This window comes from Hylemonella sp. GW821-FHT12C09, assembly GCF_058807395.1.
The window spans coordinates 199,556-211,559 of record NZ_JBXAQQ010000001.1 but is presented as its reverse complement, the minus strand read 5'-3'; the positions used below and the strand labels follow the sequence as shown (position 1 = coordinate 211,559).

At 66.8% G+C, this 12,004-nt stretch carries 11 protein-coding genes and 1 riboswitch; of the genes, 6 read left to right on the top strand and 5 right to left on the bottom strand.

What is annotated here, in order from left to right; genetic code table 11:
• Window positions 1–77: 77 nt before the first annotated feature.
• Entirely contained in the window at window positions 78–1,010 is a 933-nt protein-coding gene (locus AC1RRP_RS01095; protein ID WP_493032397.1) for a LysR family transcriptional regulator, read from the top strand.
• A gap of 10 nt (window positions 1,011–1,020) precedes the next feature.
• Here AC1RRP_RS01095 and AC1RRP_RS01090 read toward each other — a convergent pair whose 3' ends face one another.
• The 5 genes from AC1RRP_RS01090 to AC1RRP_RS01070 all read right to left on the bottom strand — a co-directional run bounded on the left by AC1RRP_RS01090 (window position 1,021) and on the right by AC1RRP_RS01070 (window position 6,692).
• Entirely contained in the window at window positions 1,021–2,235 is a 1,215-nt protein-coding gene (locus AC1RRP_RS01090) for an MFS transporter (protein WP_493033418.1), read from the bottom strand.
• A 380-nt stretch (window positions 2,236–2,615) separates the two neighbouring features.
• Entirely contained in the window at window positions 2,616–3,452 is an 837-nt protein-coding gene (locus AC1RRP_RS01085; protein ID WP_493032395.1) for an ABC transporter ATP-binding protein, read from the bottom strand.
• Window positions 3,453–3,560: 108 nt separating this feature from the next.
• Window positions 3,561–4,469, bottom strand: coding sequence for a nitrate ABC transporter permease (gene ntrB / locus AC1RRP_RS01080; protein ID WP_493033416.1), 909 nt, complete (start codon window positions 4,467–4,469; stop codon window positions 3,561–3,563).
• Between the two features lie 13 nt (window positions 4,470–4,482).
• Entirely contained in the window at window positions 4,483–5,727 is a 1,245-nt protein-coding gene (locus AC1RRP_RS01075) for a CmpA/NrtA family ABC transporter substrate-binding protein (RefSeq protein ID WP_493032393.1), read from the bottom strand.
• A 320-nt stretch (window positions 5,728–6,047) separates the two neighbouring features.
• Window positions 6,048–6,692, bottom strand: a complete 645-nt coding sequence (locus AC1RRP_RS01070) for an ANTAR domain-containing response regulator (RefSeq protein ID WP_493032391.1) — start codon at window positions 6,690–6,692, stop codon at window positions 6,048–6,050.
• 63 nt (window positions 6,693–6,755) lie between these two features.
• A riboswitch (TPP riboswitch) is annotated at window positions 6,756–6,877 on the top strand.
• A gap of 56 nt (window positions 6,878–6,933) precedes the next feature.
• On the opposite strand from AC1RRP_RS01070, the gene AC1RRP_RS01065 reads away from it, so the two are divergent.
• From AC1RRP_RS01065 to AC1RRP_RS01045, 5 genes are read left to right on the top strand one after another with little or no spacing between them, the layout of a single operon-like run.
• The gene (locus AC1RRP_RS01065; RefSeq protein ID WP_493032389.1) at window positions 6,934–8,040 is read left to right on the top strand and encodes a LuxE/PaaK family acyltransferase; all 1,107 of its coding nucleotides are present in this window, start codon (window positions 6,934–6,936) and stop codon (window positions 8,038–8,040) included.
• Window positions 8,037–9,488 carry an acyl-CoA reductase gene (locus AC1RRP_RS01060; RefSeq protein WP_493032388.1) on the top strand — a complete coding sequence of 484 codons (1,452 nt, stop codon included), beginning with the start codon at window positions 8,037–8,039 and terminating at the stop codon, window positions 9,486–9,488. Before AC1RRP_RS01065 ends, AC1RRP_RS01060 begins: the two co-directional genes overlap by 4 nt.
• Window positions 9,489–9,501: 13 nt before the next feature.
• Complete coding sequence (locus tag AC1RRP_RS01055; RefSeq protein WP_493032386.1) at window positions 9,502–10,251, top strand: ABC transporter ATP-binding protein; 750 nt, start codon at window positions 9,502–9,504, stop codon at window positions 10,249–10,251.
• The gene (locus AC1RRP_RS01050; protein WP_493032384.1) at window positions 10,248–11,006 is read left to right on the top strand and encodes an ABC transporter permease; all 759 of its coding nucleotides are present in this window, start codon (window positions 10,248–10,250) and stop codon (window positions 11,004–11,006) included. Before AC1RRP_RS01055 ends, AC1RRP_RS01050 begins: the two co-directional genes overlap by 4 nt.
• Window positions 11,007–11,016: 10 nt before the next feature.
• On the top strand, window positions 11,017–12,003 hold the full coding sequence (locus tag AC1RRP_RS01045; protein WP_493032382.1) for an ABC transporter substrate-binding protein: 987 nt from the start codon (window positions 11,017–11,019) through the stop codon (window positions 12,001–12,003).
• The last annotated feature ends 1 nt before the right edge of the window (window position 12,004 follow it).

The following is a 12,004-nucleotide window of genomic DNA, read 5'->3' as shown; positions in this document are numbered from 1 at the left end:
CTGGGGATGATGCGAATAAATGAATAGATGGACTTATTGAGTTACATTGTTCTGAAAATAGGACGATAGAGGCCCAAATGCAGGATCTCAACGACATGCTGTATTTCGCCGAGGTGGCCGAGCGCGGCGGTTTTGCCGTGGCGAGCCGGCACCTGGGCATCCCCAAATCCAAGCTTTCGCGCCGGGTGGCCGAACTCGAAGGCCGCCTGGGCGTGCGCCTGCTGCACCGGACCACGCGCAAGCTTTCGTTGACCGACGTGGGCGAGCACTACCTGCGCCATTGCCTGGCCATGCGTGATGCGGCCGAAGCGGCCACCGAGGCGGTGGAGCAGGTGCAGACCGAGCCCCGCGGCACGGTGCGCGTGGCCTGCCCGGTGACGCTGGCGCAGACCACGCTGGGGCCCATCCTGCCGGCTTTCCTGGCGCGGTACCCGCAGGTGCGCGTGGACATGCGTGTCAGCAACCGCGTGGTCGATCTGGTCGAAGAGGGGTTTGACGTGGCCCTGCGTGTGCGCGTGAGCCTGGAGGAGAGCCGCAGCCTGGTGGTCAAGCACCTGGGGGTGACGCAGACCGTGCTGGCCGCCAGCCCTGCGCTGCTCCAGCGCCAGGGCCGGCCGGAGCGGCCTGAAGACCTCGCGCGCATGGACACGGTGGCCATGTCTGGCGTGGAGGGCCGCTCCACGCTGGTGCTGCAGGGGCCGCAGGAGCAGACCTTCACGCTGGCGCATACCCCGCGGCTGCTGGCCGATGACCTGCTGACGCTGAAGTTCGCGGTGGTGCAGGGCACCGGCATGGGTTTCCTGCCGGACTACATGTGCCGCGAGGAACTGCTGGACGGGCGCCTGGTGAAAGTGCTGCCGGACTGGGCGCCCCAGCCCGGCATCTTTCACGCGGTGTACCCCTCGCGCCGGGGCATGGTGCCTGCGGTGCGGCGTTTTCTGGATTACCTGGGCGACTTCATCGAGGCCGAAGGCGATCCCTTCGCCGTGTCGGCTGCGACGGTGCGTTGAGGCAGCGCGATCAGGTGCTACGCGCGCGTCCACCCCGCTCCGCCCACGTGCGGGTCCAGCGGAGCTGCATCACGCGTGTCATGCCCAGCACCCCCAGCGAGAGCAGGGCGAAGAGCGCGAAGCCCCAGAAGTAGGTGCCGGTGTACTGCTTGGACAGGCCCATGGCGTTGGGCACCAGGCCGCCGCCCAGGGCGCCGATCTCGCCGATCATGGAGCCGGCCACGGCCGTGCTCAGCGGCCAGCGCAGCGGCACCAGCTGGAACAGCGCGCCGTTGCCCGCGCCCAGGGCCGCGAAGCACAGCATCATGAGCAGGGTGGTGAGCACCAGCGAACCGCCGGCCAGCCCGCACAGCAGCAGGGTGACGGTGACGATGACGAGCACGGCGCTCAGGGTGTTGATGCCGCCCCAGTGGTCGGAGATCCAGCCGCCGAAGATGCGCAGCGCCGCGCCCATGAAGGCGGCCAGCATGGTGAGCTGGCCGGCCTGCACCTTGCTCACGCCGAACTGGTCGTAGTAATAACTCGGCAGGAAGGTGGTCAGGCCGATGAAGCCGCCGAAGGTGATGGCGTAGATGATGCTGAAGGCCCAGCCGTCTTTTTCGAACAGGCAGGCCACGTGGTCGCGCAGGCTGGCGTGTTTGTCCACGTCGTCGGGTTCACGCGCGATGAAGACCATGACCAGCACGGGCAGCAGCAGGCCGATGGCCGCCAGGCCGTAGACGGCCTTCCAGCCGAAAGCCTGGGCCAGTTGTGGCGCCAGTAGGGCCGACACCGAAGTGCCCACATTGCCGGCGCCCACCAGGCCCATGGCCAGGCCCTTGTAGCGCGCGGGGAAAGAGCCCGAACCCAGCGAGAGCGCCACGCCGAAGCTGGCGCCGGCGATGCCCAGCAGCACACCCATGGCCAGCAGGTCATTGAAGGTCTGGACGAAGAAATAGCCATACATCAGGGCCAGGGCGATGCCGCTCATTTCCACCAGGGTGGCGTTCTTGCGCCCGATGTACTGGGCCAGGATGCCCAGCGGGAAACGCATGAGGGCACCGGCGAAGATGGGGATCGAGAGCATCAACCCGATCTGCGCGGGGCTGAGCTGCAGCGATTCCTTGATGAAGGGCGCCATGGCGCCATTGGTGACCCAGACGCCGCAGCAGTAGCTGAAATAGATGAAGGAGGCCAGCAGCGTGGGGCTGTGGCCGGCCTTGAGGAAAGTGCGAAAGCTGTTCATCGTTGTGGCTGCGGGCATGAAAAAAGGCGCCTGCAGGTGCTCCGCAACAGGGCTGAGCACATGCAAGACGCCTTCGTCTGGGGGAATCCGGTGCATCCTTGCACCGAATCCGGGAATTCAGACCGCCATTGGCCTGACTTGCTTGATACAAGCAATATCCGCGCCCGGGTCTGGGGCGGCGATGGTCATGCCGCTGCGCCCGGTTTTCAACCCAGGGACATCGCGGAACCGGCTTTGCCGGGCCACTGGTGTCGCCCGCTTGGGGGCTGAGGGCCGCGGCTCCAAGCCTGCCTGCGCAGGCTTGGACGTGCCCGAAGGGGCCGGGCCTCTGGCCCTGCCACCGGACGCGCCGCTGGCGCGGCACGGGGGTGTTTTGTTGTTTACGCGGCTTTTTCCACGTGGGCCTGGCGCGTGTAGAGGAAGTCGATCACGGCCTTGCGGCAGTTGATGTAACGCGGGTCTTCGGCCAGTTCCACACGCTTGCGTGGGCGCGGCAGGTCCACCGTCAGCACCTCGCCGATGGTGGCGGCGGGCCCGTTGGTCATCATCACGATCTTGTCGCTCAGCAGCACGGCCTCGTCCACGTCGTGCGTGACCATGACCACGGTGCTTTTCGTGCGCGCCACGATCTCCAGCAGTTCGTCCTGCAGCTTCGCGCGCGTGAGCGCGTCCAGCGCGCCGAAGGGCTCGTCCATCAGCAGCACCTGGGGTTCCATGGACAGGGCGCGGGCGATGCCCACGCGCTGCTTCATGCCGCCCGAGATCTCGCCGGGGCGTTTCTGTGCCGCAGGGGTCAGGCCCACCAGGGCCAGGGCGGCCTCGGTGCGGGCCTTGAGCTGGGCCTTGCTCTCGGCGGTGGCGCCCGTGCTCTTGCTGCCGGCGCCGAAGACGCGTTCCACCGCGAGGTAGACGTTCTCGTAGCAGGTCAGCCAGGGCAGCAGGGAGTGGTTCTGGAACACCACCGCGCGCTCGGGGCCAGGGCCGGCGATCTCGCGGTTGGCGCACAGCAGGGTGCCGTTGGTGGGTGTGGTCAGGCCGGCGATCAGGTTGAGCAGGGTGGACTTGCCGCAGCCTGAGTGGCCGATCAGCGCCACGAACTCGCCCTTGGCGACGGTGAGGTTGATGTCGCGCAGCGCGGGGAAGGAGCCCTTGGCGGTCTTGAAGGTCTGCTCGACGCCCTGGACCTCGATGTACTTGGTGCTTAACGAATCACTCATGATGTGCTCCTTTTCTTTCCGGGGGCCACCGTGGAACCGGCTTGGCCGGGCCGCTGGTGGCGCCCCCTTGAGGGGGTGACGCGCCCTTGGGCGCGGCTCAGGGGTGGGCTAATTCTTCACTTCTTCGAAAGTGAAGGCGGTGGCGAGTTTGATCAGCGCGTACTCGAGCACCAGGCCGACGATGCCGATCACGAAGATGGCGATGATGATGTTCTTGACGTTGAGGTTGTTCCACTCGTCCCAGACCCAGAAGCCGATGCCCACGCCGCCGGTCAGCATTTCGGCCGCCACGATCACCAGCCAGGCCGTGCCCACGGCCAGGCGCACGCCGGTCAGCATATAGGGCAGCACGGCGGGGAAGAGGATCTTGGTGACGATCTTCCACTCGGAGAGTTGCAGCACCCGCGCCACGTTCATGTAGTCCTGCGGCACGCGCTGCACGCCTACCGCGGTGTTGATGATCATGGGCCAGATCGAGCAGATGAAGATGGTCCAGATGGCCGCCGGGTTGGCGCCCTTGAAGACCAGCAGGCCGATGGGCAACCAGGCCAGCGGCGAGACCGGGCGCAGCAGGCTGATCAGCGGGTTGAACATGCGGCTCAGGAAGGTGAAGCGCCCGATCATGAAACCGGCCGGGATGCCGACGATGGCCGCCAGGCCGAAGCCCAGCGCCACCCGTTCGAGCGACATCAGCACGTTCCAGCCCACGCCCTGGTCGTTCGGGCCCTTGCGGTAGAACGGGTCGCTGAAGACGTCGAGGGCCTGCCTGAAGGTCTCGACCGGGCTGGGGATGCTGCCCTTGCTGGTGAGCGACACCAGCGCCCAGATGCCGACCAGCAGGGCCAGGCCCAGCACGGGCGGGATCACGCGCAGCCACAGGCCGCGCCAGTCGTAGCCCGGCGTCCTGACGGCCTCCACGGCGGGGGCTCGCGGTGTCGCTGCCTTTTTTCCGCCGGTGGGCGGCAGGGGAACGGGGGCGGCCCGCTCCAGGGGGGTATGAAACACGGCGCTGACCATCATGGGCTCCTCTTCAGGCTTTGATCTTGAAACCGTCGGCGTACTTCTTCGGGTCCTTGCCGTCCCAGACCACGCCGTCGATCAGCTTGCTGCTGCGCATCTCGCTCTTGGGCAGGGGCGCCTTGGCGGCGGTGGCGGCCTGCTTGTACAGGTCGATGCGGTTGATCTGCCTGGCCACGGCCAGGTAGTCCGGGTGCTCCTTGAGCAGGCCCCAGCGCTTGTGCTGGGTCAGGAACCACATGCCGTCGGAGAGGTAGGGGAAGCTCACCGCGCCGTCGTTGTAGAACTTCATGTGGTCCGGGTCGTCCCAGGTCTTGCCCATGCCGTCCTGGTAGCGGCCCAGGATGCGCTGGTTGATGGCGTCCACGCCGGTGTTGACGTAGCTCTTGTCGGCCACGGTCTCGGCCATCTTCATCTTGTTGGACAGGCCGGCGTCAATCCACTTGCCGGCCTCGATGATGGCGGCCGTGACGGCGCGCGCGGTGTTCGGGTACTTCTGCACGAATTCGCTCGTGGTGCCCAGCACCTTTTCGGGGTGGTCCTTCCAGATGGCCTGCGTAGTGGTGGCGGTGACGCCGATGCCGTCCATGATGGCGCGGTGGTTCCAGGGCTCGCCCACGCAGAAGCCGTCCATATTGCCCACGCGCATGTTCGCCACCATCTGGGGCGGCGGCACGGTGATGACCTTGGCGTCCTTCATGGGGTTGATGCCGTTGGCCGCCAGCCAGTAATACAGCCACATGGCGTGCGTGCCGGTGGGGAAGGTCTGCGCGAAGGTGTACTCGCGTTTCTCGCTGGCCATCAGCTTGGCCAGGCCCTCGCCGTTGACGGCACCCTTGTCGGCCAGTTTCTTGCTCAGCGTGATGGCCTGGCCATTGTTGTTCAAGGTCATGAGCACGGCCATGTCCTTCTTCGGGCCGGAGACACCGAGGTGCACGCCGTAGACCAGGCCGTAGAGCACGTGGGCGAAGTCCAGTTCGCCGTTGACCAGCTTGTCGCGCACGCCGGCCCAGCTGGCTTCCTTGCTGGGGATGATCTTGACGCCGTACTTCTGGTCGATGCCCAGCACCGAGGCCATGACCACGCTGGCGCAATCGGTCAGCGGGATGAAGCCGATCTTCACTTCCTTCTTCTCGGGGGCGTCCGAGCCGGCGGCATAGACGGCGGCGCGCAGGGCGGGGTCGATACCGACCGCGCCCACGGCGGCGGTCTGCAGCACGGCGCGGCGGCTCAGTTTGGCGTTCAGAAGATCAGGCATGGCTAGCTCCTAGTGACGATGAAGAAAAACAAAAAGGCGTCCTCACCGAGCCGGCGCGTCGAGATGACGCGGCCTAGCTCCGTGGGGACGCCTTTGTCCGTACCGGTGGCCACATCCGCCGTTGGACGGGCTGCCGGTAAACCGTGTATGGTCTTGCTAACTGCTACGCAAAGGGCGTGCCAGCTTCTGGGTTTTTTGATTGCTACTGATTTGGTAGCTTTAAACCATTGCCTATCAATGGCTTATAGAGGTCCGTGCACTGAATGGGGGTGATGCGCCGGAATGGTGCGGCGCACCAAAAAGAGCAGCTGTGCGCTGCTCTAAAGCAGGTCGGCCACGTCCAGCATGCGCTGCGCGACCTCGGCCAGCTTCATGCCCTTGTCCATGGCGGTCTTGCGCAGCTTCTCGTAGGCCAGCTGCTCGCTCAGGCCCTGGCGCTGCATGAGCAGGCCCTTGGCGCGGTCGATGGTCTTGCGGTCCTTGAGTTCGGCGCTGAGTTCGTCGAGTTCGCTGCGCGTCTCGGCCAGTTCATGGCGCAGGGCCTGCTCATGCTGGAAGCGTGCCAGGGCCACGTCCAGGATGGGGCGGATGCGTTCGGCCGACAGGCCGGCCACGATGTAGGCCGTGACGCCCGCGGCCACGGCGGCGCGTACGTGCGAGGTGTCCTGATCGTTGGTGAACATGACAATGGGGCGCGGCGCATCGCGCGTGGCCATGACCACATGCTCGAGCGCATCGCGCGCATCGCTCTCGGCGTCGACGATCACCATATCGGGTTGCAGTTGCGCCAGGCGCTCGTTGAGGAAGACGTCGGCCGGCAGCGAGGCGACCAGATTGAAGCCGCTCTCCAGCAGGCCGATGCGCAGGCTGCGCGAACGCTCGGCCTGCAGCACGGCGTCTTCGTCCCCGGGGTCACCCACTCCCAGGTCCGAGGTCACCACCACGATGCGCAAGGCTTCATTCATGTCGTTCCAGATGCAAGAAATACGCCAAACGGCGCGGTGCGCGTCGGCGCTTGGCATAGAATTATCCCTGCTCCGGGGTGTTGTCCGTGCAGACGGACAGCTGAGATGGTGGGAAAAGATCCCGATACCGAACCCGTGAACTTGACTCGGATCATGCCGACGTAAGAAGAGCTGTTTGCCAGGCCCCCGCCTCGCCACACCTTTCGGAGCACGCGCCGCCGGCGCACCAGGAAAGGTCATCGTGGCAGAAGCAGTACACCCATCGTCGCAGCAGGTAGCCGCTCTGGTTCCGGAGCTGCTGGCGTTCATCGCGCACCCGGATGCGGGGGATGATGGCTTCAATGCCCTGGCCCTGCGCCTCTTCGCCCACCAGTTCCAGCACAACCAGGCTTTCCAGAAGTTCTGCCAGCAGCGCGGCCGCACCCCGCGCACGGTGAAACACTGGCGCGACATCCCGGCCGTGCCGATCAACGGTTTCAAGGACCTGACGCTGAGCTGCGCGCCGCCCGAGCATTGCGAACGCGTCTTCATGACCAGCGGCACCACGCGCGGCGACATCAAGGGCCGGCACTACCACCCGCAGCTGCAGGTTTACGACCTGTCGATGACCTTGAACTTTCGCCAGCGTTTCATGGGCGGGGCGGACCGTTTGCGTATGGGCATCCTGTTCCCCAGCGAACAGCTCATGCCCAACTCCTCGCTGGCGCATTACCTGGCGCTGGCGCTGCACCACTTCGGCACGCCCGAGAGCCGTTATGACCTGGGCCCTGAAGGCCTGCAGGTGGACGCGCTCTGCGCAACCCTGGCCCAGGTGCAGGCCAGCGGGGAGCCCTTCGCACTGCTGGGCGCGAGCTACAGCTTTGTGCACCTGATGGACGCGCTGCAGGCACGCGGCCTGAGCTTTCGTTTGCCCGCGGGCAGCCGCCTGCTCGACACCGGCGGTTTCAAGGGCCAGTCGCGCGAGATGGACATGGACGCGTTCTACGACGCGCTCGCATCGACTTTCGGGGTGCCCCGCAGCGCCTGCATCAATATGTATGGCATGACGGAACTCAGCACGCAGTTCTACGACGATGGCAACGCCGTGTTGCCGGCCCTCAAGTCCGGCCCGCACTGGATCCGCAGCCGCGTGCTGGACCCGCTGACCGGGCAGGAGATGCCCCGGGGCGAACGCGGCATCCTGGCGCACACCGACCTGGGCAACTTCAACTCGGTCACGACCATCCTCACCGAAGACGTGGGCGTGGCGGTGGAGGGTGGTTTCCTGCTGCTGGGCCGTGCCCAGGGCGCGCAGGCCAAGGGCTGCTCGCTGGCGGTGGATGAATTCCTGCGGGCGGCACAGTCATGAAAATCACCGCGGCTTATCTGCCGGGCCTGAAGCCCAGCGAGGTGCAGTGGCACACGCTGGGCTTTGGCGCCGGCGCCCAGCAGGTAGATGTGCTGGTGCCGCAGCTCACGCCGGCCCAGCTGCACACGCTGGCCGCGCACGTGCGTAAGCAGGGGCGCACGCAGCTCAAGCCCATGCCGGTGTCGCAGATCATCGCGGCCATCGACCGTGCCATCGAGCGCCTGCTCAACCCGGCCGACCCCTATCGCCTGGAGCTGGAACTGCTGTTGCCGCGCATCTCGGGCTTCGACGCCGAGATGGTGCGCCTGGGCCTCAACGCCTACCTCAAGACCTTCCGCGCGCCGCAGCTGCAGCGTTTCGTGGCCGAGGACTTCAGCAACCCCAAGCTGCTCGACGAATTCCAGCCTAGGCCTAAGGGCGGCATGGCGCGCGCGCTCGGCCCCGAACTGCTGGTGCACGTCTGGGCCGGCAATGTGCCGGGCCTGCCGCTGTGGAGCCTGGTCTGCGGCCTGCTGGTCAAGGCGCCGGCCATCGGCAAGGTGGCGAGTGCCGAGCCGCTGTTCGCTTCCCTGTTCGCGCGCCTGCTGGCCGAGGTGGAGCCGCGCCTGGCCGAGGTGCTGGCCATCGTCTGGTTCAAGGGCGGCGACACGACGAGCGAACGTGCCCTGTTTGCCGAAGCCGACGCGGTGCTGGCCTATGGCGGCAACGACACGCTGACGGCGCTCAGGCAGCAGGTGCCGGTGAGCATGCGTTTCCTGCCGCACGGCCACAAGCTCAGCGTGGGGCTGGTCTCGGCCGCCGCGCTCGACGTGGCCCATGCCCCGGCCACGGCACGCGCCGCCGCGCTGGACGTGGTGCGTTACGAGCAGCAGGGTTGTTATTCGCCGCACACCTATTACGTGGCACGCGGCGGCCGTGTCACGCCGCGCGAGTTCGCGCAGCAACTGGCCGGCGAGCTGGCTGCCTTGCAACACAAGTTCGCACGGCGCACGCTGACGCTGGAAGAGTCCGCCAGCGTGGCCGGCTGGCGCCAGGGCCAGGAGATGCAAGGGTTTGCCGGGGCCGGCGTGGAGCTGCTCGGTGATGCTGGCGCCGCCTGGTGCGTGGCCTATGCCGAGCAGGCCAGCGCCTTGCAACCCTGCGCGCTGAACCGCACGGTGCAGGTCCAGGCCGTGGACCACCTGGCAGACACGCTGCCCCTGCTGGCCGCGCAGCGCGAGGTGTTGCAGACCGTGGGCCTGGCCGCTGCGCCGCAGGAATTGCATGCGCTGGCCGAACCGCTGGGGGCGGCCGGTGCCACGCGCCTCTGCGCCCTGGGCCAGATGACGGCGCCCGAAGCCGGCTGGCACCACGACGGCCGTTTCAGCCTGCTGGACCTGGTGCGCATGGTGGAGCTGGAAGCCTCGGCCGAGAGCGCGGCCGAGACCTACGCACCTTACCGGGACTGAGGAAGCGGACCCCATGACCTTCCTCGACATGCAGCAGGTGAGTTACACCTTCCCCGGTTGGCCGCCGGTGGTGCAGGGCGTGGACTGGGACATTGCGCCCGGTGAGTTTCATTGCCTGGTGGGGCGCAGCGGCTGCGGCAAGACCACGCTGCTCAAGCTCGCGGCCGGCCTGCTGCAACCCGACGCCGGCACGGTGCGCCTGCAGGGGCAGCCTGTCCGTGCCCCCGGACCGGGCACGGGCTTCGTGTTCCAGCAGCCCACGCTGCTGGACTGGCTGACCGTGCTGGACAACGTGCTGCTGCCCCTGACGCTGCAGCGCACGCCGACGGACGCCGACCGCGCGCGCGCCGAGCAGCTGCTGGCCCAGATGGGCCTGAGCGCCTACCTGCACCACCATCCGCGCCAGCTCTCGGGCGGGCAGCAGAGCCGCGTGGCGATTGCACGCGCGCTGCTGCTCGATCCGCCCATCCTGCTGATGGACGAGCCCTTTGCCGCACTCGACGCCATCACGCGCGAAGAGTTGCAGGACGAGCTGCTGGCCATGTGCCGCGCGCGCGGCACCTCGGTTTTTTTCGTGACACACGACATCGCCGAGGCGGTCTACCTGGCCGACCGCGTGGCCGTGATGGACGCCGGCCGCATCCGCCACGACATCCGTGTGGACCTGCCACGCCCGCGCGGACGGGACCTGCGCTACGGCGCGGCCTTCAACGCCATCTGCGCCGAACTGCGGCACGCCATGGACGGGGAGGGGGCCGCATGACGAGGTATCCGCGCCTGCTGGCCCTGGCCTTGCTGATCATCCTGCTGCTGGCCTGGGAGTGGGCCGTGTCGGCTTTCCGGTTTTCGCCGCTGGTGCTGCCGGCGCCTAGCGTGATCGGTACGGCGTTGCTGCGCGGCCTGCAGACGGGCTACCTCTGGCCGCACATTGCCCAGACCTTGCTGGAACTGGGCCTGGGGCTGGCGCTGGGCGTGGCCCTGGGGTTTGCGGGCGGTGTGCTGCTGGGCGAATCGGTCGTGTTGCGCCGTGTGCTCATGCCCTATGTGGTGACCAGCCAGGTGGTGCCGAAGCTGGCGCTGGTGCCGTTGTTCATCGTCTGGTTCGGCTTCGGCACCGTGCCCACGGTGGTCATCACCGCGCTGATCTGCTTCTTCCCGCTGCTGGAGAACACGCTCACCGGCATCGCCCAGGTGGATGCCGCGCGGCTGGAGCTCTTTCGCATGCTGGGCGCCACGCGCTGGCAGACCCTGTGGCGGCTCAAGGTGCCCGCCGGTCTGCCGGCCATCCTGGCCGGCCTGCGCGTGGCCGTGGTGCTGGCCCTGGTGGGCGCGGTGGTGGGTGAGTTCATCGGCGCCAGCAAGGGCCTGGGCGCGCTCATCATCGCCGCCCAGGGCTCCATGGACACGCCGCTGATGTTCGCCGTGCTGCTGCTGATCACGCTGATCGGCCTGCTGCTGTACGAGGCCACGCTGCTGATCGAGCGCCGCTTATTGCAATCCTATTCATCCAACCTTTGAGGACGACACCATGAAACGACATTTCCTGCGCACCCTTGCTGCGCTTGCAGTCGGTGCCCTGTGCACCGGTGCCTGGGCCCAGGCCAAGCTGGACAAGGTGACCATCGCCGGCTGGGGCGGCCCGATCTCCGAGATCACCAACCTGCTGGTCGAGCCTGACAAGGGCTTCTTCCGCGCGCAGGGCATCGACATGGTCTACATGCCCGGCACCGGTGGTGGCGATGCCGTGCGCAACCTGCTCAGCGGGCAGGCTGACGTGGCCTTCACCGACCCGGGGTCGCTGTATGCCGCGCTGGACAAGGGCGAGAAGCTGCGCGTGATCTACGACATCTACCCGCAGAACATCTTCAACGTGGTGGCGCTCAAGAGCAGCGGCATCAGCAAGCCCGCGGACCTCAAGGGCAAGAAGATCGGCGTCTACAGCCTGTCCAGCGGCACGCTGACCAATCTGCAGTTGCTGCTCAACCAGGCCGGCCTGACTGAAAAGGACGTGACCATCGTCGTCACGGGCTTGCTGAACTTTGCGCCGCTGATGCAGAGGCAGGTGGACGCCACCGCCGCCACCGACACCGGCCTGCTGGTGGCCCGCGCCAGGGGCGTGGGCGAGGTGAACGTGATGGAGGTGCGCCAGTCGCTCAACGTCTCCAGCGACATCTTCGTGGTGCGCGAGGAGACCTTCCAGCAGAAGAAGGACGTGCTCAGGCGCTTCCTCGCCGCCTACCGCGACAGCATGCAGTGGATGATCGCCCAGCCGCAGGAAGCCGCCGCGCTGGCGGTCAAGCGCGCCATCAACGGCCAGAACGAGGCCGTGAACCTGGAGGTGATCAGGCTGCGCAATGCCTCCAGCGTCTCGCCGCTGACGCAACAAAAAGGCCTGGGTGCCATCGACGTGGAGGCCTTGCAGAAGGGGGCCGACGCGTGGAAGAAGATCGGCCTGATCCAGCGCGAGCTGAAGATGAAGGACGTGGTGAGCAGCGAACTGGTGCCGGGTAAATAAG